We start from the raw sequence: 21,832 nt of genomic DNA, 5'->3' as shown, positions 1-21,832 counted from the left end.
ATCGGAATTTTAAATCAGATTCTGATGCCATGAAAAAAGCGCAACACCACCGGACTTTAATCCTGGAGTGGGCCAATCAGATAAGCTTGGATGAAGTATTGGAGCGTGGCAGAGATTTGCTCTTCAATTATTATATGACTGAAGAGGAGGCCGTTTTTAGTGCGAGTAGCATGAGTCGTGTTTTCGATTACCGCGAATCCATCAAAAGGCAGTACCCTGAATTTATTAGCACCGGCCTGGGTTTGCAGTTTATGGAGCTTTTAGAGGCTATAGATTTGCTTTGGCAAGAGACGCAGGCACCGGTAGCCGAATTGGTTAAAGCCGGGAAGTTTCAGCTTAATAAAGTAAATGGCGCGGCGACTTATGCTAATTTCTGTGAGAATGCCCGCGAAATGCCCGACCTCTTTGAGGCCACCAAGTTTTTGGTAGATGAGTATTTGAATGTAGAAATCTTGATGGTATTAATGGATGGATACCTTATCCAGGCAGGGCATTACCCACATGATTATGCCGAAAAAGCCATCCAGCAATTAAGAGCATTTGCCGCCAGAGGAAAGGCCATTGGATTTTGGAGAGGGCATTCGGAAGGAAAATCTGACATCTTAAAGAACCTCAATATTGCATCGGACGCAATCCCCGGTTAATTTAGCGCCAAATTAGTCCCATGAAATTGAAAAGCCTGGCCGCCCTCGTCATTGGCAGTTTACTCTTAAGTTCTTGCTTCAGTCATCACTACAGCATCGGAAAAGGCGTACGCGTTGAGAAAACTCGTGAGGTAACGGAGAAGAATCATTTTATGGGATTTGGTGTAATTCCCGTTAAGCGCTGCCATATTGACCAAATGGTTGGCGATACCTTGAATTATGAAATCTACACACGATCTACTCCGCAAGACATGATCGTATCCACCTTAACCATCGGGATTTACACCCCAACCACTACTACGGTTACCATTCCCGATGAAATTTACAAGCGTAATACCAATCGCAAGGTGAAACGCAAAGAGTCGAATTAAGGCTTAGGCTTCTTCTTAAACTCGGTATAGATTATCTCCTCGCCCCACTGCACCTGAGAAGCATGCTTTTGGCTTGAATCCCTATTAATTGGCGACCAATATTCGGGATACTTAAAAGTGAGCTCTTTATTTAAATAGAGACCCCGAAGGCTATCCGCTCGCAAATACTGCTCTACTCCTTCTCTAATGACAAAGGTTTCGCCGTTTTCCAATTGAAAGGCTAGATCTACATTTCCAATTTCATAAATACGCTCTACCCGCCCGGTTTCAATTCGAGCTTCTGCTTCATCAATGGGCGGTGCCGGCCTGAAGATTATGATCAAGATTAATACGGCCAGACTAAAAATGAGGTATTTAAGAGCAGGTCTTTTTTTCATTAGGCATCTATTGAATCAAAAAAGCCGGCTTCAAAGGAAACCGGCTTTTATATGATTTTCGAATAATCTTATCCTACTAATTCTTGAACCTTGCCAGCCGCTTCAGCCAAAGCAATGGCAGAGTGTACTTGCAATCCAGAATTATCAATCATTTCCTTCGCCAACTCAGCATTGGTTCCTTGTAAGCGAACGATGATAGGAATGTTAATGTCTTCGATGTTTTTATAGGCATCGATAATACCTTGAGCAACGCGATCGCAACGAACGATACCACCGAAGATATTTACCAAAATTGCCTTTACATTCTCGTCTTGTAAAATGATACGGAAGGCTTTTTCTACCCTTGCAGCATCAGCAGTACCTCCTACATCCAGGAAGTTTGCAGGGTTTCCACCGGCCATTTTAATGATGTCCATGGTAGCCATCGCTAAACCAGCTCCGTTAACCATACAACCTACGTTACCATCTAGGTTTACGAAGTTTAAGCCCGCTTCACCAGCCTCAACATCAATAGGATCTTCCTCACGCTTATCACGTAATTCAGCGTAATCTTTATGACGGAATAAACCGTTGTCATCTAAAGTTACTTTCGCGTCAACCGCTAAAATCTTATCGTCAGAGGTCTTTAATACCGGGTTGATTTCGAAAAGGCTGGCATCAATACCGTCGTAAGCCTTGTATAAGCTGCTCACGAATTTCACCATTTCTTTAAAAGCGGCACCGCTTAAGCCTAAGTTAAAGGCAATCTTGCGAGCCTGGAAACCTTGTAATCCTACTTTTGGGTCGATTTCTTCGGTGAAGATGCGCTCCGGAGTTTTGTCGGCTACTTCTTCAATGTCCATTCCACCTTCGGTAGAATACATAATCATATTGCGACCGGTATTACGGTTCAACAATACAGACATATAGATTTCAGAAGTTTCGCTTTCACCAGGATAGTATACATCCTCTGCAATAAGCACCTGATTTACAAGCTTACCCTCAGCTGAAGTTTGAGGAGTAACCAGCATCATACCCAAGATCTGCTCAGAGATGGTTTTTACATCCTCTAAAGACTTGGCCAATTTAACGCCACCGCCTTTACCACGGCCACCGGCATGGATTTGGGCTTTAACTACCCACCAAGAGGTTCCGGTTTCTTCACTCAGTTTCTGAGCTGCTGCCACAGCTTCATCAGGGCTGCTTGCTACAATACCACGTTGAACGCGTACTCCGTAGCTTGCCAAAATATCTTTTCCTTGATACTCGTGTAAATTCATCGATTTGCTTTTTTGCTGATGGCCGCAAAAATACCATCCAAAGTCTTAGCAGGAAAATTTTGATTGCCTTTTATCTACCTTTGCGGCCATTTACTAATTCACCCGAATTTCTAAGATGTTGCAGCGTTCTGCCCTTCTCTTTTTCCTTCTGCTTTCCTGGGCTCTGTCCGCGCAAAAGAAAAGCCTGGAGCCCTTAAAAACGAAGGCTGAAGTTGAAATAGACGGTTCTCTTCAAGATTCTATCTGGCACTATGCCCCGGAAGCCACTGATTTTGTGATGCTTTCGCCCGGAAGTGGTGAGGCTATTCCCGCCGGATTTAAGACCACCGTAAAGGTATTTTATACCGATGAAGCCATCTATTTCGGAGTAACCATGCTCGATCCACGGCCTGATTCTATCTTAAAGCAGGTGACGGTTCGGGACGATATTAACCAAAATCACGATTGGTTAGCTATTGCCATTAATCCTTTTAATGATGGCCAAAACGATTTTACCTTCTTCCTAACTTCGGCCGGAACCCAGGGCGACAGCCGTACCACCGCCAATGGCGAGGACTATTCCTTTAATTCCATTTGGTATTCGGCTGTACAGATTACCGAAGAAGGCTGGGTATGTGAATTGAAGATTCCTTATATCTCCTTGCGTTTCCCAAATGAATTAAAAAAGGATTGGGGTTTTAATGTAATCCGTTCCATCCGTAGATCACGAGAGGAATACTCTTGGAATTATATTGATCGCGGTTCGGGCTATAGCTGGGAATATCAGGCTGGTATCCTGAGTAATATTCGCGACATTAATCCACCTATTCGCTTATCCTTAATGCCCTATGCCTCTACCTATGTAGATCATTTTGAGGATAAAACCACCCTGGACTTCAATGCGGGAATGGACCTTAAATATGGGATCAATGAAAGCTTTACGCTGGATGCGACTTTAATTCCGGATTTTGGCCAGGTAGCCTTCGATAATCAGGTCTTAAACTTAAGTCCATTTGAAATTCAATTTCAAGAAAATCGCCAATTCTTTAATGAAGGTACTGAGCTCTTTAGCCTGGGTGATTTATTCTATTCACGACGGATTGGTGGCGCACCCAAAAACATTACTAATCAGGATTTAAGTGGTAATGATACAGCGGAAATTACCGTACGTACAGAATTTACCCGCCTTTTAAATGCGACCAAAATTTCTGGTCGTACCAATGGTAACTTGGGTATAGGCTTTTTAAATGCCGTAACCGACAATAATTATAGTACCATCGATTCGGCCGGGCAAACTAGTCAACGCTTGTTGGAGCCTCTTACCAATTACAATATTCTGGTTCTCGACCAGCGCTTTAATCGCAATTCAAGTGTAAGCTTTATTAATACCAATGTGCTGCGTAATGGCGAATATGCCGATGCAAACGTGGCTGCCTTATTGGCCAGTGTTTATACCAAAAGCGGTCAATACCGAGTGGATGCTCAAATTAAGCGCAGTGATCGCTTTCAAGGCTCTAATGCTACCAGAAGTGGTGAACAGTATTATTTGCGTTTTGGTGATATAGATGGCAATTGGAGATGGGCCATTCGTCAGGATGTGATTAGTGATGATTTCGATCCTAATGATTTAGGCTTTTTGGCTCGGAACAACCAGATTCGGAATTACAATGAACTGGAATATGCCACCTTTAAACCCAAGGGGCCATTTAACCGTACCAGCTATACCCTCTTTTCTGTTTACTCACAGCTTTACGACAGTCAACGTTTTGAAGAATTCTATTTGGGTTTAAACACCTTTTTCCTTTTGAGGGATTTCACCGGTACCGGTCTTCGTCTGCGTTTAAAGCCTATTGAGTCCTATGACTATTTCGAACCAAGAGTAGCGGGTTCCTACTTCTACAAGCCCTATAATTACTCTACAGTTTTCTTTATCTCTACCGATTACCGCAAACCCTTTGCCCTCGATTTGGATTTTGGTTACGACCGTACTCCAGATTGGGATCGCGATTACTATAATATTAATATCGAACCTCGTATTCGTTTGGGCGATCACTTCTTTATCATTCCCCAAGTTACCTTCGATTTATTCTACAATGATCGCGGCTTTGCATCCTTAGGTTCAGGAGTACCCGTTTTCGGCTCTCGCGATGTAAAGAATTTGATCGCCCTAATTGACGGTCGTTATGCCTTCAATCCAAAAGCTTCATTGGGTTTAAGATTACGTCAGTTTTGGAGTCGGGTAGATTATCAAGACTATTACAATCTCAATGCGAATGGAACCTTAAGCCTTCGTGAAGGTAACGATGATTACAACCTATATTTCAACACCTTAAACTTGGATCTTCGTTTCAGCTGGTGGTTTGCACCGGCTTCAGAAATGGTGATTTTATATCGGGTGGCCCTCTCCAATCTTGGGGATGACATCAACAACAACTATCTTCAAAATTTAAATAATGCCTTCGATTCGCCAGTACAGAATAACCTGTCGATTCGCTTGGCTTATTTCCTCGACTACCACCAAACCCGCAATCAATTGCAAGGGAAATGATCATACGCGCACAGAATATTCATAAGTCCTACGGACAACTGGAAGTCTTAAAAGGAGTAGATCTGGAAATCCAATCCGGTGAGGTGGTATCTATAATGGGAGCCAGTGGCGCAGGTAAAACCACCCTTTTACAAATATTAGGCACTCTGGAAGCCGCCGATTCTGGTGAAATCTATTTTGGAGATCAGGAGATTAGTCGGCTTGGAGCTGCAAAAATGAGTCAATTTCGAAATCAACATTTAGGCTTCATTTTTCAGTTTCATCATTTATTGCCGGAATTCACAGCATTGGAAAATGTGGCTATCCCTGGCTTAATCAGCCGTAAGGCTAAACAAAAATGCCTGCAACAAGCCGCTGAATTGCTGGATTTTATGGGACTCAAAGATCGGATGTCGCACAAGCCTTCTGCCCTTTCAGGTGGTGAGCAGCAAAGAGTAGCAGTGGCCCGAGCCTTAATGAATCGCCCGGATTTGGTATTGGCGGATGAGCCCACTGGCAACCTCGACAGCCATAATGCCGAGGAAATTCACAAATTATTTGACCGTATTCGCCAGGAGTTTGGCAGTAGCTTCGTGGTGATTACGCATAACCGAGCCTTGGCAGAAACGGCTGATCGCCTGATTGAAATGCGCGACGGAAAACTTTTGGTATAATTGCTATATGACGCTTACAAATAAAATCCAATCCCTTATAAATAAGGAAATTGAAGCCATTCAAAACATTCCCATCGACGGAGTAATTGAAGGCGCTATAGATCTCATTTACGAACAAGTACATCAGAAAAAAGGCAAGGTAGTAGTATCAGGCATGGGTAAAGCCGGTCAAATAGGTTTGAACATCGCCACTACCTTAAGTTCTACCGGAACCCCAGCTATTTTCTTGCATCCTAGCGAATCGCAACATGGTGATTTAGGGATGGTACAAGAGAATGATGTAATGATCTTAATTTCAAATTCGGGGAAAACCCGCGAGATTATCGAATTGGAATATCTGGTAAAAAACCTCCATCCTGAGATGAAAATCATCGGGCTTACCGGTCACCCAGACGGGGCCTTAGCCGAATTTTCGGATGTGGTTTTATTAACCGGAAACCCAGCGGAGATTTGCCCATTAGGACTCACTCCCACTACCTCTACCACGGTAATGACGGTGGTGGGTGATGTATTAGTGACCCTCTTGATGGAGCGAATTGGTTTTAGCAAAGAAGAATACGCCAAGCGCCACCACTCCGGCTACCTTGGTGATAAAGCACGAATGAAATGAAGTTTACCTTAATTGCTGGTCCTTGTGCCATTGAAGATCGTGATTTGGCCTTCGCCATTGCTCGTGAAGTAAAAGGCATTTGTGATGATCTTGGCATCCACTACATCTTTAAAGGTAGTTACCGCAAGGCCAATCGCTCCCGCTTGGATTCCTTTACCGGAATTGGAGACATCGAAGCTTTGGAGATTTTACAAGCCATTGGCAAGGAGCTCCAGGTTGAGACCATTACCGATATCCACGAAAGTCAAGAAGCAGCCCTTGCCGCCCAATATGTGAATCACTTGCAAATCCCTGCCTTCTTATGTCGACAAACTGATTTGCTATTAGCCGCGGGCGAAACAGGTAAAGGGGTGAATATTAAGAAAGGACAGTTCCTTTCGCCAGAAGCCATGAAATGGCCGGTTGAAAAGGTACAGAGCACTGGCAATCAAAATGTTTGGGCTTGCGAACGTGGAGTGAGCTTTGGCTATTCCGACTTAATCGTTGATGCAACCAGCATTGCCCGCATGAAGGACTTAGGGGTGCCAGTTATTATGGACTGCACCCATTCTGTACAGAAACCCAATCGCACCGAAGGTGTAACCGGTGGTGATCCTCGTTTGATTGAAACCATTGCGCTTTCCGCCATAGCCACTGGGGCTGATGGCTTCTTTATAGAAACCCATCCCGCTCCTCATACCGCACAATCGGATCCTTATACCATGTTGGAATTAAGCAAGCTGCGTCCGATTTTGGAAAAATGCATGAAAGTGCGTGAAGCACTGCAATCATGACCGATCATTGGGATAATCTGAGGGCTAACCTCCATTATTTACAGCGGACCATTCCGCCTACGCATCGCCTCTACTCTACTATTGAGCGCTTTTCCCGTGGAGCCAGTTTGGAGGTTTTCGATCTTTTTCGCATTGCTGAAGAAACTGGATACCCCGTAGAAGTACTCTTTAAAAAGCGAATCGATCAGCGACCTAAAAGGGTGAAAATGCTGGTAATGGATTGCGATGGAGTAATGACCAAAGGGGAAATGATCGTAAGTACCGATGGGGAGCACACCAAGGTTTTTAATGTGAAAGATGGCATGGGTATTAAACAGGCTCAGGCCGCTGGTATCCTTACCGGAATAATCTCCCATGGCCATTCTACCGGCGTAGTAGAATCCCGAGCCCAACAATTAGGTATTCCCTTGGTATATGTGGGAAAAACTCCAAAGTTGGAAGTCATTCAAAATTGGTGGAAGGAACATAATATTAGTGCTGAGGAAACAGCCTATATCGGTGATGACATCAACGACATCCCGGTTTTGAAAGCAGTAGGTGCTGCCTTTGCTCCTGCCGATGCAGTGGAAGAAGTTTTACTCCATCCCGACATCCATATCCTTAGCCGTAAGGGCGGTGAAGCCTGCATACGGGAGTTGGTAGATCAACACCTTTTGTTTTAAGCCTTTTCCCTTCTTTGCCCGCCCAAACTAGCGACTAGAATTAGAATCCCACCTAGGAAAACAGTGAGTTCCGGTGTTTCCTGAAAAAGGAAATAGGCAGCGGCAATGCCATATACGGGCTCTAAGGCGGTAACCAAGGCTGCAGTTCTGGCTTTTAAATCTTTTAGAGCCGCCAGAAATAAGAAATGCGACAGGGCGGTAAACACCGTTCCCAACAGAATCAGTAAGCCAATATCCTGAGCGGTAAATTGAGGCCAAACTGCAATGCAGAATGGTAATAGAACCAAGGTGGCCCAAATGTCCTGATAAAAGCCAATTTCCAAGGCCGAATGTTTCTTGACCAGGTCTTTATTAAGTAGGTTCAATACAGCGAAACTAAAGCCAGCAAAGAGACCCCAAAGTACGCCATTGGTTTCCGGCGAAGCCATATCCCAAGGTACAATTAAGGCTGTTCCGCTTATGGACATCAAGGCCCATAAAACATCAATCCCATGAACTTTCAGTTTCCAGAATACACTTTCCAGAATCAAAGTGAATAAAGGAAAACTGGCAAAGCTTAACAGAGCTAAAGCCACCGAGGTCTCCTGAATAGATTTGAAGAAAGCGTACCAATGTAAAGCCAAAATGGCTCCGGAGACGGCAGTTCGATACAGGAGTTTTACACTCAATTTTGGAAGAGCACCTTTTCGTAAACCCAGAATAATAGCGAGGGCTATTGCTGCAAATAAGACCCTCCCTCCTACAATGATCAAAGGGTTGAAATTAAGCCAGCGGCCAAACAATCCGGCTAATCCAAAAAGTGCTACCGAACTGTGTAAATAGAGCAATGATTTTTGCCGTGCCAAGGCTTATACTTTCGTTTTCACCGATTGCCAGTTCTTAATCTGCCATCGGGCGATAGCCGTAGCCACCTGTTTATCATCCTTATCAAAGAGATTGATATTGCAGTCTACAAACACTCGATCTGAATTTTCCAGGGGTTCAAAAACCCGATCTTGTAACCAATCTTCTGAAACTTCAAATCGGGCAATGGCTTCGCTTTTCGCTTGATAATGGTATTCTAAATCCAATTTCTGCAAGATGATTCGGTATTTATTCGGATCCAGAATTCCAATTAAAAGCAAACCGGAACTAATCTCGGCAATAGTGGCTAAGGCACAAGCATGAATACCCTTGAGGTGATTTAAATTGGACTTGCGATAAGGGGCCTTAATCCGTAGTGAATGTGTGCTAATTTGCTCAATTTGAAATCGATGTGATCGATTAAAGGGCACAAATCGGCGTAAGCCCTGCTCCAATAAAAATTTATGGTATTTGCTCGTCTGAGCTTTTTGAAATAGGCGACTTAAATTCATGCGAAGCTTTATCACGAATATACGAAGCGCAGTGATTAGGAATATCCTAATTTTAGCGACCATGATTTTTCTATTCAAATCGCTATTCCTGCAATCGCTGTTTTTTCTTCAGGTCCCAGAACCTGGCCCGGAAAGAGAGATTGTTGAAGTGATGGGAGACATAGCTGCTGTATCCCTGATGCTGGTATTGCCCATTTTCAGCATTTATCGCTGGACCAATAAACAGTATCCCTTGAATCTCAAATTAAGTTACCGTCCTTATTTGCAGGAAATTCCGCTGTACAAACGCCTGCCGCCCAAATTGCAAAAGCGCTTTGAGCGCAGAGTACAGCAGTTCATTAATACTAAAAAGTTTATCGCCCGAGATAAATACATGCAGGTCGACGATCGCAAAAAAGCCTTAATTGCCGCTACAGCGGTAGAGCTCACCTTTGGCTTTCGCCGATTTTACTTCGATCATTTTTCCCGCATCTTAATTTACCGGGATGACTACTACTCCACCATCAGCAAGCAATACCATGCAGGTGAAGTTAATATTCGTGGAATGATCGTTCTTTCCTGGTCCTCTTTCGAAAAGGGAAATTCCGATCGCAATGATGGTCAAAATCTAGGAGTTCACGAAATGGCTCATGCCCTAAAGTTGGAGAACAAAATTTTGAACTCCAATTACGATTTCATTGATCCCCGTGATTACCATTTATTTCTAGAAGAGTTCGAGCTATTTACCAGCAGGCCAGCCTATAAAGGTGAGTTTCTGAGATCCTATGCTCGCACCAATGTGCATGAGTTTTTTGCCGTTTGCTGCGAGAACTTCATTGAAAGACCGGCACAGTTTCAAAAAGAAATGCCCGTACTTTACCAAGCTATAAGTAGAATCCTACGCATGGATCCTTTAGTATTTTATTAATCTGATTTTATGAATATTGATGATTTGAGAGAAGCCTTAAATGCCTCTCCCAATAACCGTCCCCTCCGATTAATTTTAGCCAATAGCCTTTTTGAAAAAGGCCTTTATGAAGAAGCCGAAAGCCACTTCCTAAAAGTACTTCAGCAACAAGAGGAATTAAAGCCCCGCTTGGCTTTGGCGCAGATATGGCTCAAGACTGAGAATCCTTCAACTGCCATTGTATTTCTGGAAGATTCCATCGAAAAATATCCTGAGGAAGCTCAACTCTATAGCCTCTTAGCCAAAGCCCATTTGGCCGAAGATAATATCGCTGAAAGTCGGGATGCCTATGAAAAGGCGCTAAACCTAGACCCCAATTGGAAAGATGCTCAATTGGATGAGATGTTCCGCTTAAGTGGAATGGAGGTAGATGAAAATCCCATCGACGAATTATTCATGGAGAAACCTGATATAGGATTTGCCGATGTAGGAGGTATGGCCGAAGTTAAAAGGGAAATCGCCCTGAAAATTATTCAGCCCTTACAGCATCCCGAACTCTATAAAGCCTATGGTAAAAAGATAGGTGGCGGCATTTTACTTTACGGTCCTCCAGGATGTGGTAAAACCTATATAGCCCGGGCCACGGCTGGCGAAATTAATGCTCGTTTTATCAGCATCAGCCTCAATGAAATCCTCGATATGTGGATTGGCAATAGCGAGAAAAACCTGCATCAGTTTTTTGAATTAGCCCGCCGCAATGCTCCCTGTGTACTCTTTATTGATGAAGTAGATGCCCTGGGTGCCAGTCGCAGTCAGATGAAAAACTCCGGCAGCAGCACCGTTATTAACCAGTTTTTAGCGGAAATGGACGGCATCCAAAACAGCAATGAAGGTGTACTTATTTTGGGCGCTACTAATATGCCATGGAACTTAGACCCTGCTTTTCGCCGCCCGGGTCGATTTGATCGAATCTTATTTGTTCCACCACCCGATGAAGAAGCCCGACTGGAGATTCTAAAACAACAATTGAAGGAAAAGCCTCAAGGAAAAGTGGACTTCAGTAAGCTTGCTTCTAAAACCCAAGAATACTCTGGTGCTGATCTTAAAGCCATCATTGATGTAGCCATCGAGGAAAAGCTGGAAGAATCCTTCAAAACGGGGAATATCAGTCCGCTGGAAACTAAGGATTTATTGAAAGGAGTGAAAAAACATAAAGCCACTACCAAGGAATGGTTTAGCCAGGCGAAGAACTTTGCCCTTTTCGCTAATAATTCCGGGAATTACGATGCCATTCTCGACTACTTGAAAATCAAGAAATAATATGGGAGCTGCCCTGGATCGCATTCACTTACTTATCGAACAAGATCGTTATGATCAGGCCGAGAAAGAACTTGCGCCAATATTGGAGCAAAATCCAATGGACTTTCAAGTGACCTATTTGGATACCTATTTGAGTATCCGAAAAGCCCCGAAAACCGCCAAAGCAAAAGTCGAGCATTTTTTAGGGCTCTTCCCTTTTTCTGATTTAGCCTTCTATCTCAAGGCTTATCGAGCCTTTCAAGTTGACTTGAATCAGGAAGCCATAAAGGCGATAGATGAAGCCATCTCTATTGCTCCCAATGATCCGGATCACTGGGCCATGAAGTCTTTGATCCTGATGAATATGCTGGATAATCAGCAGGCCCTGAAAGCTGCAGAACAAGCCCTTAGCTTAGACGCAGAGCACACCCAAGCCTTGAATAATCGCTCCATCATTCTATCCAGGCTGGGGCGCACGGCAGAAGCGATGGAGAACTCCAGTCATACTTTGCATCACAATCCTCAGGACTCTTTTAGTCATTATTCCACCGGATTGATTCACCTGCAAAAGGGCCAGCATAAAAAGGCCATGGAGCATTTTCAGGAAGCCTTACGCTTAAACCCCAATAATGAAGCGGCTAAAGATGGAATGCTCAGCGCCATTAAGGCTAGCAATTTATTCTACCGCCTTTATCTGCAATACGAGTTTTGGATACTGCGATTAAATCAAAAGAACCGCTATGCCTTTATTCTGATCTACTTTATCATTTTCAGACTGGTGCGGTTTATGGCTGGCTTAAGTGCTGACTCCAAATTATGGCTAACGCCGGTAATTGCGCTATTAGGTCTCTTTGCCCTTTCTACCTGGATTTTAGATTCACTATCCGATGGACTGATGGTTTTCCATCGTTTTGGCAGGCATTTAGTCCTTCCTAAACAGCGAGTTATGGGGCTGCTTACCTTGAGTTTCACCATTTTGGCCCTACTAACTTTTATAGGACTCAATTTGGCTGGATACTCCGAAGTGAATTACGTCTACGCCTTAGTTTTTGTAGGCATGGCTATTGTATCGGGGAGCTTACACTATATGGAAAAGCCCAATTTAATTGGCTATCTGGGCTATTCCATAATTGCCTTGGGTGCGATCCTAAACATTTGCGGTTTAGTACTAGGTATCCCTATCGATGCCCTCTTAACACCCTTTTTCATTGGCCTGGTAGTTTATCAGATTAGCAGCATATTTCGTTCAAATCGAATCAGTTAAACGGCCACTTCCCCATGCTGACTAGCATCTAAGCCTTTGAGCTCTTGCTCTGGGCTTACCCGTAATGGAATCATCGCATCTACCAATCGATAGAGCAATAAGGAGCCACCAAAGGTGAAAACAGCGGTAATAATTAAGGCCAAGATATGATAAAGGAAGGTTTCATACTCACCACTGGTGAGGCCTACTTCCCGCGCAAAAACGGCGGTTAAGATCATCCCTACAATACCGCCAATACCATGACTGGGAAATACATCCAAGGTATCATCAATTTCACGGGCATTCTTAAAGCGAATGGCAAAATTGCTGGTTAAGGAAGCGATAAACCCAATAAATATGGACTCACCCATGGTAACAAAACCTGCCGCCGGGGTAATGGCTACCAAGCCTACAATCGCCCCAATACAAGCGCCTAAGGCCGACATTTTTCGATTTTGAAAACGATCGTAGAAAATCCAGGCGATCATACCTGCTGCCGAAGCTAGATTAGTATTGGCGAAAGCAGCCACTGCATCAGCATTAGCGCCCAAAGATGATCCGGCATTAAAGCCAAACCAACCAAACCAAAGCAAGCCTGTACCTAATATGATAAAGGGCACATTGGCAGGCTCATGGGATAATTGTTTACGCTTACCTAAATAGAGTGCTCCTGCCAGGGCGGCAAATCCGGCCGACATATGCACTACCGTACCACCGGCAAAATCCAAAACCCCCATATTTCGAAACAGGCCGTCCGGATGCCAGGTCATATGCGCTAAGGGGGCATAAATTAAAAGAGTGAAGAATACGATAAAAAGGATATAAGACCGAAAGCGAATTCGTTCAGCAAAGCTTCCTGTAATTAAGGCCGGTGTGATGATAGCAAATTTGAGCTGGAATAAGGCAAAAAGTAAAAAAGGAATCCCATCTGCAAAATCAGGATTAGGAGCTAAGCCCACTCCTTTCAAATTGAAATAGGTTAAGGGATTACCAATCAAGCCCTTCCAACTATCACCAAAACAAAGGCTAAATCCCACCACCACCCAAAGGATACTTACCACACCTAATGCGACAAAGCTCTGCAACATGGTCGAAATCACGTTCTTGCGATTTACCATACCACCATAGAAAAAAGCCAGTCCTGGAGTCATTAATAATACGAATGCCGATGCCACCAGCATCCAAGCTGTATCTCCTGCATTAATATTTTCGGCCCCTTCAAAACTGTAGTCGGAACCTAAAAACAAGGCTACTAATACCAGTGCACTTAAAAAGATAAAATTTAGCTTTTTGCCCATCTCGAAATATTTGAATCGAAAATAGGGGCCACTTCTTTAAAAAACAAGAAAAACAAATTAACACCCCAAATAAAACAGGGGTCAAATTCAATTATCATGAATTTCATTAACTAAACCCCTCAATTAAACAGGGTGACTCTCATAAGTCATCAAAATCAAATTTTGAATTACTATTCTATAGACCCCTACTATCTTTGGGGCCATGATCAAGAAGCTCTGCTTTCTATTAGTATTGCTAACCGGGCATTTGCAAGTCCTGGCCCAAATCAACAAGCATAGTATTGACATGCAGGGCGATACCGCTATTGCTGTTCTTGATTACAAAGGTCCAAGACCATCCAACCAAGATTGCCTGAGCATTCACTTTCCATTGCAGGCCTATTTAGATAAAGGCTCTTTTTTAAATGATCAACTAAGGGATTTTCAAGATCCAGATCTGCATTTTGCTAAAAAAGATGAATTAGCCTGGCTGCAAATCGATAAGCTCCTTTTGAATGACAAAGAGGTAGTTGCTTCTTTAGAAAGTGAATTCCTGGAGCTTCCCTTAGATCAAAATGACAGCCTGCAGATTCATATTGAGTACCGCTTTCTTTTACCGGATGCGAAATTCACCGGGAATGGCCGGTTAAAATCGGAAAGTCGAATTATTGATTTACTTCCCAGAATCATTCTCCATTCGCAGCATCGTCATCCGCTTAGTTATAATTACGATGGCTATTTTGCTTCGGAGCATTTCCAACTAAGTCTGCATCTACCGGAAGGCAAAGAGGTCGTAAGTAATTTGCCTATTCAAGTTCGTCAAGGAGAATGGTTTCATTTTGCTGGCCAATCCAAATCCTTACAATTCTTCATTGCCAAGCATTGGGAAATCTATGAATTGAAATCAGGTTCTAAACTGTATTTAAGTCAAGCTGACCCCATTTTCCCCGCCAATCTAGAGCTGGCTTTAGAAGAAGCTGATGCCTTTTTTAAGCAAGAAATTGGACGAGAATTAAGCCAGAAACGCAATTATATTTTCCTAGACTCCAAAAAAGGCGAATACCAAAGTGCCGAACTCATCAGCCTGAAAAGGCCAAAAGATTGGATTGATCTCCGTTTTGATTTAGTTCAAGCTTTGGCCGAATCCTTCTTTCGCTATCAAAAAGCTACCGATGGCTGGCAAAGGCCTTGGATAGCTCGCGGCATTCCCTATTATTACAAATATCAGTTTATTGAAAGTCGCTATCCGCAAAAGCGTTGGATACCTTTTCAAAGCCCTATTCTAAATGGTCTTTTCGGTTTTGATGAATTTGATTTCGCCTATCAAAATCGTTTCCTCTTTCTCTTTTTGCAACGCCAAGGCTTGGATCAATCATTAAGCTGTCCGGTAGATTCCCTTTCTCGTTTAAACTACGAGGCCATTAGTCAGGCGAAAAGCTTTTTAGTGCTTAGCCATTTGCGGGCTTACCTCAGTCCACGCGACTTTGTACGCTCTATGCACAACTTTGCCGCCAATGACAGCGCAGCGTCTAGCTATACTGCACTGGAGTATTCCCTCCGCTATTACAGCCCTAAAAACATGGATTGGTTTTTTGGCCCGGCCTTGCATAGCGCAGGATTGTACGACTATCAATTAGTGCGTCAGGAGCATTGCCCAACCGTAAGCACGGCTACTATTCGCAATACGGGTGATTTAGCCCTGCCCTACTCCCTTACCGGATTTAAGGATGGGAAAGCGGTATTAACCGAATGGTATGGTGGCCATGAGGGCAAACGTTCGGTGCAGATGTACCATGAAGAGTATGATAAGGTGGTGATTAATGCACATCTCAATCATGCTGAGTACCGACAAAAAAACAATACCTATTACAATCGCTGGCTTTTGCCAAGAATGGAGCCTTTGAGCTTCCAATTGTACAACAGCTTTGAAGCAGCCGAGGCCAGTCAGATTTTTTATGTTCCCAGTGTTTACTACAATGCCTACGATCAATTTCTGCTGGGGATAAACCTTTCCAATCGTTCCATTCTGGTTCAAAAACCTTTTGAATACCTATTGGTACCCGAATACAGCACCGGAACTGGGAAATTAACCGGAACTGCTTCAGCGGCCTACAATTGGGTATTACCAAAAAGCAATTTCTTCCGGCAAATCCGTTTAGGTGTTTACAGTCGCTACAACCATTACGACCGTGACCTGGCCTATTATCGCATCTCTCCTTCTCTAAATTTATACCTGCGTAAAAAGTATCCTCGCAGTCCTTATATACAGAGCCTACGCTTTAGAGGAGTCTTATTAAATCGCGAATTAGCCCCGGATCAAGAGAATCCGCAAGGAAATTTGGAAACAGCCAGCTTCTCGGTTTTTAATGCTAATTACCGCATGGAATACACTTCCCTGCTTAGACCTACTATTTTCCGTTTCCACTTTGAAGCGGCTGATCAATTTGGAAAAATCTTCGCTGATTACGATCAACGTTGGATGCTGCCCAATAAAAAGTGGTTAATCTTAAGAGGCTTTGCGGGCGCTTTCCTGTATAATAATCTGGCAGATCAAGGTTTACGCGATAATTATTACAGCTTTGGCCTCAGCGGAACTCCGGATTACCTCTTCGATTATTATTTCATTGGTCGCTCCGATCAAAGTGGAATTTGGAGTCGGCAGTTTTTTACTACCGATGGTGGCTTTAAATCGGAAACCCAGGCATTCGCGGATTCCTGGTTATTAAGCTCTAATTTAAGTGTGCCCTTTGTAGGTCCCTTAGGCGCTTTCGCTGATATCGCCTGGTCTGAAGAGCAGATGTATTGGGATTATGGAGTGCGTTTGGCTTTGCTTACAGATTTTGTGGAACTGTATCTTCCTATTCAAAATCAGGATCGCAATTTCTATTCAGAAGCAAATTACCTTTCTAATGTGCGCTTTGTATTAGACCTGCAATTAGGCAATATCATTAATCGCCTACGCCGCGGCTATTATTAAAAAAGGCCTGCCTCTTTCGAAGCAAGCCTTATATCAATTATACTATCTTTTTACTATTCAGCGAAATAGCCAAACTTGAAGCCCAATGTAAGGTTTGGACTGTTCAGAGCATCGCTAGCGATATAATCATTATCCAATCCCATCGCCATCAAATAACCTGCATTGGCTGTAAACTTCATCCATTTGGTGAGGTTTAATTCCATGCCCAAATTTGGGTTGATCACAAAAATGCCATCATTAATATCCATATCGTAACCATCACCTACCCGATCAAAAGAAACAGCTCCACCACCAATAGGCAAGGAAAAATTAAGGTGCACCACCTTGGTTGGACGATAAATATATCCCAACCAAAGACCGCCATAGCCCATGTCTAATTCATGTTCCACAGGTATACCCACATAGGGAATATCATATTTATGCTGGGTGTTTAAGCCCATTCCAAAACCACCGATAAAAAATTTACCATCGAGGATCACCCCGCCTCCACCACCGGAGTAATAGGCGAAATTGCCATCTACACTGCTAAATTGAAAAAGAGGACCGCCAAATCCGCCCACCTTAAAATTAGATCCCAAAAGAGTTTCAGTTTGGGCTTGCATGCCTAAAAAGGCCAGACTTAGTAAACTGAGAAAATAGAACTTTTTCATTTTGATATTTTAGTTTGAGCCCATCAAAACAAGAACCAGACCAAAGCGACCAATCCCATTTAATGAGCATAGAAATTACTTGTAAAAATAACCTTGGCTTAACGAAAATGCAGCCCAAATAGTTCGATTTTTATTCAAACTACCCTCATGCGTCGATTTACCCCCTTAATTATCGGCATATTACTGATATTCAATCTATCAGCTCAAAATGTCGCTTATTACAATTCTATAAATACCTCTGCAACTGGTAGCAGTTTAGAAACTGCATTAACAAATCTTATCACTACTACTCATACTACTAACATTAGTTATAGTACGGCCTTTCAATTATTGAAAGATGCTAATGAAGATCCTAATAACACTGCCAATGTTATTCTTATCTACAGTGGTTTAAGTGACCCAAAAACAAATAGTTATGGTGGCGGTGGTACCGGAACTGCCAGTACAGGCTGGACGCGTGAGCACATTTTCCCAAAATCTTTAGCCAATCCTAGTTTAGGCACCACTGGCTCTGGGGCCGATGCCCATAATTTGGCACCCTGTACCAATAGTATTAATGGTTCCCGAGGAAATAAGCGTTACGAAAGCGGTTCAGGATCCTATGGTTCCGTAAGTAGCACTGGTTTTTACCCTGGCGATGATTGGCGTGGTGATGTAGCCAGAGCCATCTTTTATATGGACTTGCGCTACAGCAGTCAATGCGAGGCAAGCGATGTAGCCACCATGACTTTACTTCTCCAATGGAATGCGATTGATCCAGTTTCGGCATTAGAAGATCAACGCAATGATGAAGTTTATCAGGCTCAGGGGAACCGTAATCCCTTTATTGATAATCCCATTTTTGCTACTCGCATTTGGGGTGGTCCAACTGCTCAAGACCGTTTTACCAATGCCATTGCAGATCCACAAAACTTTAGTCTGACCGCCGCTGCAAGCAGTATTAGTTTTAGTGCTACTGCCAATTCATCCAGTGACGACGTATTATTGGCCTTTACTTCTGCCAATGGAAGCTTTGGTGCACCCAGTGGAAGCTTAAGCGCTGGAAGTAGCATTAGTGGTGGAGGTACGGTTTTGTATAAAGGTCCTGCTGCCAATATTCCGGATCATACTGGTTTAAATTCTGGCACGGTTTACAAATACAAATTATGGTCAGTTGGCAGCTCTAATACCTACAGCACCGGTATTGAAAAGTCGATCAGCACTACTGGTGGTTCCCTAATTTCTCTATACCAAAACAGTTTTGAAGGCACAGCCAGCGATACTTGGAATTATACCGCCAACCCTACTGCCTATAATTTAAATGATGATATCTGGGATGTGGTAAGCTCCAATGGCGGAGTAGCCAATGCCAGTGATGGCAATCAATTCTGGGGAATTCGTGATTTGAATAATAGCAATGGCGGTGGAAATTTTTACCACATCCTCGAGTTCCAAACCATTGATATCAGTGCTCAAAGCAATGTTGAATTGAGCTTCGACTATTATGCAGAAGCCTTTGAAAGCAGTGACCTTTTAGAATATGAGCTTCTCTATGATAATGTCAGTCAAGGAGTAGTAACTCTCTTTCAAGGTGCTACTGGCGGTATATCCAGTGGTGGATGGCAAAGCATTAGCCTATCCATTCCCGATGCGGTTAATCAAATTCAATTGCGTTTAAGAGCCAAGCAAGATGGTGGATCCGATTTTGGGGGTTTTGATCATATAGTGCTGGAATCCGCTTTGACGGCCCCTCAGCTAGCAGTAACAGCTTACAGTCCTACTGCCGCCCAAGTACAGTTAACGGCAAATAGTAATGGGGATTCCATCTTGCTGGTTTACGGCGAAGGCGCCAATTTAAATTTTGGCACCGCCAGCGGTTTGTACAGTGTTGGGCAAAGCTTTCAAGGAATTGCTGAAGTGGCCTATTTCGGTCCTGCAGCCAACCTCGCTCCTATTACTCGACTAAATGAGGGGGCCCACTATAGTTTTGCGGCCTATAGTTTTGATGGGAATTCCTATAGTAGTCCAGTAAGTGCAGCTCTTAGCCTTCCTGATGCTGAAGGCAGTGGTAGTGCTCAACTTTATTTTCAAGGTTTCGAAGGAGATGCCTCCGATAATTGGACCTTAAATTCCGGTAATGGAGCTATCAGCAGTGATCTTGGTGCTTTGGACTATCCTCCGAATGAACGTATTTTAAGTGGATCCAATTCCTGGCAGGTAAACAATAGCAGTCAAAGCTTAGTGTTGGCAAGGGTAAACACTTCATCGGCCGATAGTTTAAGTCTGGTTATCAATTTAAGTTCTACAGCCTTAACATCCGGAAACGGAGCTGACGGAGCGGATTACATTAAAATTTACCTGGATATAAATGGAGGCGGATTCGGCGCAAGCCCAGACCTTACTATTAATGGCAATAACAATGCTAAATGGGGTTATGGAAGCTATTCCAGCGGTAGTGGCAGCAATACCTCCAGTGGACAAATTATTAGCAGTTCCGGACAAAACCTCAGCTACAGCCCTGCCGGCGGAGGTTATCGTGAAGCAGATGCCTACCATCAGATAATTTTCGGTTTAAAATCAGTAAGCTCCCTGGCTATCAAGATTGAAGCTTCTAATAATTCGACCAACGAAGTTTGGAGTATTGATGATATCAGCTTGAGTCGACATTCCAATGCATTGGTTTGGAATGGTAGTATTTGGAAAAATAATGAGGCACCAAGCAGCAGCACTCAAAACCGAAATTTGATCATTTATCCTGGTGAAGATGCTGAAATTGATGGCTTGGCTCAAGTAAACTCTCTGGATCTACGCAGCAATGCGGTCTTATTGGTTGCTAGCAATGGTAAGCTGAGTTTAAATACTATCGTGAGTGCGGCGGGTTCCTTGATACTGGAAGCCGATAATTTGGGTACGGGCTCTTATGTGGGTCCATCGGTTTACCTGAATTTGCAATACTATATCGATCGCGCTGGTTGGCAACCGATTGCTTTTCCCTTTTCGGATGCTCGCTTTAAGGATATCGAATGGAGCAATGGCGCCAAGCTAAACTATGCAGCTACTGCGGGCTCCAGTACTTGCGACTCCTGCAATTTGTTTTATTACGATCCGGATCTGAATAATGGTCAAAACATTGGTACTAATGGCAGTACAGCCTACGGAACCTGGATTGGAGTGCACGATTCCAATGCGATCGTATCGCAGGACAAAGGATATTATCTCTTTGTTGGTCCACCCAATTTTGGAACGGTTCCTTTAATTATCAGCTTAAGTGGCACTACAAGGTCGGCAAACCAAAGCATGAACACCCAGGATGGAAACGGAGGTTGGAATTTATTGCCCAACCCCTTCCCTACGGCTTTGGATTGGAGCGCCAAGAGTGATTTTAACAGTGAAGGTTTTGATCAAAGCTATTGGATCTACAATGGCAGTGCCTACGCTGCCTATGTGAATGGCACGGGTGTGAATAATGCCAATGGTTATATTCCGGCCGGACAAGCCTTCTTCGTGCATTCATCCCATGCTCAAACTGGCGCCGGCATGAATACCCGCAGTTTTGGACTCGGTCAATCTATGCGCGCAGCAAATAATCGCGGTAGACATAAAATGAATGAGGAAAAAGCCATCCGCTTGGGTTTGCGAATTGACACTAATTTCTTTTCTGAGATTGCATTGCGTTATCAGCTAGGAGCTGAAGATGATTATAATGCTAGCGAAGATGCCCTTTTGGCCGGAGGTTTGGATGAACAATCTTTCTATTTCCAATTAGATGCGGATAAGGCACTAATCATCCGTCATGATGCGCCTTTGGAAGGATTTAAGCTTTATCCCTTGCAATTGGGAAGTAAAGCTCTTGCTCAAGGCTATATTCAATTGAAGGATGCTCCTGAAGATTATTTCTATTATTTCCTAGATGCGAATAACAATTTGATCGACATTCAGCCAGAACAGGAATTGGAAGCGCAAAGCTTAGGTCAGGGACTACAATTAGTAGTATCAAAACATCGACTTAGCGAAGTGCATTTCAAAGAAGTGTTTTGGTATTTGGATGCTGGGGACATTTACCTCAACTCTTTTAAAGAATGGAAATCCATTCGCGTGCTGAATGTGCAAGGTCAGGTTATTTATGAAACAGAGGAATACAGTCCGCAAGCACTATTAGCACTTAAGGAACATGCGGGAGTACTGCTTTTGCAAATTGAATACCCTAATGAGGAGAAGCTTTTAAAGCTGATGCGGTAGTGGTTTTCCCCTTGATGTGCTATTGTCCTTTAGATTTTATTAAGACGGTTT

At 43.4% G+C, this 21,832-nt stretch carries 18 protein-coding genes; 12 read left to right on the top strand and 6 right to left on the bottom strand.

Annotated elements, in window-relative coordinates:
- Positions 1–29 precede the first annotated feature (29 nt).
- Both H4K34_RS17050 and H4K34_RS17045 read left to right on the top strand, forming a co-directional pair.
- The gene (locus H4K34_RS17050; protein ID WP_210758590.1) at positions 30–644 is read left to right on the top strand and encodes a hypothetical protein; all 615 of its coding nucleotides are present in this window, start codon (positions 30–32) and stop codon (positions 642–644) included.
- 20 nt (positions 645–664) lie between these two features.
- Positions 665–1,015 (top strand): Bor/Iss family lipoprotein, encoded by a 351-nt coding sequence (locus H4K34_RS17045; protein WP_210758589.1) that lies wholly within the window; start codon positions 665–667, stop codon positions 1,013–1,015.
- On the opposite strand, the gene H4K34_RS17040 is transcribed toward H4K34_RS17045, so the two are convergent.
- Positions 1,012–1,392: a hypothetical protein gene (locus H4K34_RS17040; protein WP_210758588.1), complete on the bottom strand. Its 381-nt coding sequence runs from the start codon at positions 1,390–1,392 to the stop codon at positions 1,012–1,014. The two genes, H4K34_RS17045 and H4K34_RS17040, sit on opposite strands and share 4 nt — an antisense overlap.
- 68 nt (positions 1,393–1,460) lie before the next feature.
- On the bottom strand, positions 1,461–2,651 hold the full coding sequence (gene sucC / locus H4K34_RS17035; RefSeq protein ID WP_210758587.1) for an ADP-forming succinate--CoA ligase subunit beta: 1,191 nt from the start codon (positions 2,649–2,651) through the stop codon (positions 1,461–1,463).
- Between the two features lie 115 nt (positions 2,652–2,766).
- Here sucC and H4K34_RS17030 point away from each other — a divergent pair, with 115 nt between their 5' ends.
- The 5 genes from H4K34_RS17030 to H4K34_RS17010 are packed head-to-tail and all read left to right on the top strand — an operon-like array spanning position 2,767 to position 7,876.
- The gene (locus tag H4K34_RS17030) at positions 2,767–5,178 is read left to right on the top strand and encodes a DUF5916 domain-containing protein (RefSeq protein WP_210758586.1); all 2,412 of its coding nucleotides are present in this window, start codon (positions 2,767–2,769) and stop codon (positions 5,176–5,178) included.
- A complete protein-coding gene (locus tag H4K34_RS17025) occupies positions 5,178–5,831 on the top strand; it encodes an ABC transporter ATP-binding protein (protein WP_210760609.1) in 654 nt (217 codons plus the stop codon). The genes H4K34_RS17030 and H4K34_RS17025 overlap by 1 nt, the downstream gene beginning before the upstream one ends.
- 7 nt (positions 5,832–5,838) lie before the next feature.
- The gene (locus tag H4K34_RS17020; RefSeq protein ID WP_210758585.1) at positions 5,839–6,441 is read left to right on the top strand and encodes a KpsF/GutQ family sugar-phosphate isomerase; all 603 of its coding nucleotides are present in this window, start codon (positions 5,839–5,841) and stop codon (positions 6,439–6,441) included.
- Positions 6,438–7,214, top strand: a complete 777-nt coding sequence (kdsA, locus tag H4K34_RS17015; RefSeq protein ID WP_210758584.1) for a 3-deoxy-8-phosphooctulonate synthase — start codon at positions 6,438–6,440, stop codon at positions 7,212–7,214. The genes H4K34_RS17020 and kdsA overlap by 4 nt, the downstream gene beginning before the upstream one ends.
- Positions 7,211–7,876: a KdsC family phosphatase gene (locus tag H4K34_RS17010; protein WP_210758583.1), complete on the top strand. Its 666-nt coding sequence runs from the start codon at positions 7,211–7,213 to the stop codon at positions 7,874–7,876. Before kdsA ends, H4K34_RS17010 begins: the two co-directional genes overlap by 4 nt.
- Here H4K34_RS17010 and H4K34_RS17005 read toward each other — a convergent pair.
- Positions 7,873–8,721 (bottom strand): DMT family transporter, encoded by an 849-nt coding sequence (locus tag H4K34_RS17005; RefSeq protein ID WP_210758582.1) that lies wholly within the window; start codon positions 8,719–8,721, stop codon positions 7,873–7,875. The two genes, H4K34_RS17010 and H4K34_RS17005, sit on opposite strands and share 4 nt — an antisense overlap.
- A 3-nt stretch (positions 8,722–8,724) precedes the next feature.
- Positions 8,725–9,231, bottom strand: coding sequence for a DUF4442 domain-containing protein (locus tag H4K34_RS17000; protein ID WP_210758581.1), 507 nt, complete (start codon positions 9,229–9,231; stop codon positions 8,725–8,727).
- Positions 9,232–9,292: 61 nt separating this feature from the next.
- Here H4K34_RS17000 and H4K34_RS16995 point away from each other — a divergent pair, with 61 nt between their 5' ends.
- Genes H4K34_RS16995 through H4K34_RS16985 form a run of 3 tightly spaced genes read left to right on the top strand, consistent with a single transcriptional unit; the run spans position 9,293 to position 12,680 of the window.
- Complete coding sequence (locus H4K34_RS16995) at positions 9,293–10,138, top strand: zinc-dependent peptidase (RefSeq protein WP_210758580.1); 846 nt, start codon at positions 9,293–9,295, stop codon at positions 10,136–10,138.
- 9 nt (positions 10,139–10,147) lie between these two features.
- A complete protein-coding gene (locus tag H4K34_RS16990) occupies positions 10,148–11,437 on the top strand; it encodes an ATP-binding protein (RefSeq protein ID WP_210758579.1) in 1,290 nt (429 codons plus the stop codon).
- A gap of 1 nt (position 11,438) precedes the next feature.
- Positions 11,439–12,680, top strand: a complete 1,242-nt coding sequence (locus H4K34_RS16985; RefSeq protein ID WP_210758578.1) for a tetratricopeptide repeat protein — start codon at positions 11,439–11,441, stop codon at positions 12,678–12,680.
- On the opposite strand, the gene H4K34_RS16980 is transcribed toward H4K34_RS16985, so the two are convergent.
- Entirely contained in the window at positions 12,677–13,957 is a 1,281-nt protein-coding gene (locus H4K34_RS16980) for an ammonium transporter (RefSeq protein WP_210758577.1), read from the bottom strand. The genes H4K34_RS16985 and H4K34_RS16980 overlap by 4 nt on opposite strands.
- A gap of 202 nt (positions 13,958–14,159) precedes the next feature.
- On the opposite strand from H4K34_RS16980, the gene H4K34_RS16975 reads away from it, so the two are divergent.
- The gene (locus H4K34_RS16975; protein ID WP_210758576.1) at positions 14,160–16,913 is read left to right on the top strand and encodes a hypothetical protein; all 2,754 of its coding nucleotides are present in this window, start codon (positions 14,160–14,162) and stop codon (positions 16,911–16,913) included.
- Positions 16,914–16,966: 53 nt separating this feature from the next.
- Here H4K34_RS16975 and H4K34_RS16970 read toward each other — a convergent pair whose 3' ends face one another.
- Positions 16,967–17,563, bottom strand: coding sequence for a hypothetical protein (locus H4K34_RS16970; RefSeq protein WP_210758575.1), 597 nt, complete (start codon positions 17,561–17,563; stop codon positions 16,967–16,969).
- A gap of 147 nt (positions 17,564–17,710) precedes the next feature.
- Here H4K34_RS16970 and H4K34_RS16965 point away from each other — a divergent pair, with 147 nt between their 5' ends.
- Entirely contained in the window at positions 17,711–21,781 is a 4,071-nt protein-coding gene (locus H4K34_RS16965) for an endonuclease (protein ID WP_210758574.1), read from the top strand.
- The last annotated feature ends 51 nt before the right edge of the window (positions 21,782–21,832 follow it).

The sequence above is a fragment of the Croceimicrobium hydrocarbonivorans genome (genome assembly GCF_014524565.1).
Lineage (GTDB): Bacteria > Bacteroidota > Bacteroidia > Flavobacteriales > Schleiferiaceae > Croceimicrobium > Croceimicrobium hydrocarbonivorans.
Note: the sequence above shows the minus strand (reverse complement) of the source record. Positions and strands in the feature narration are given on the sequence as shown.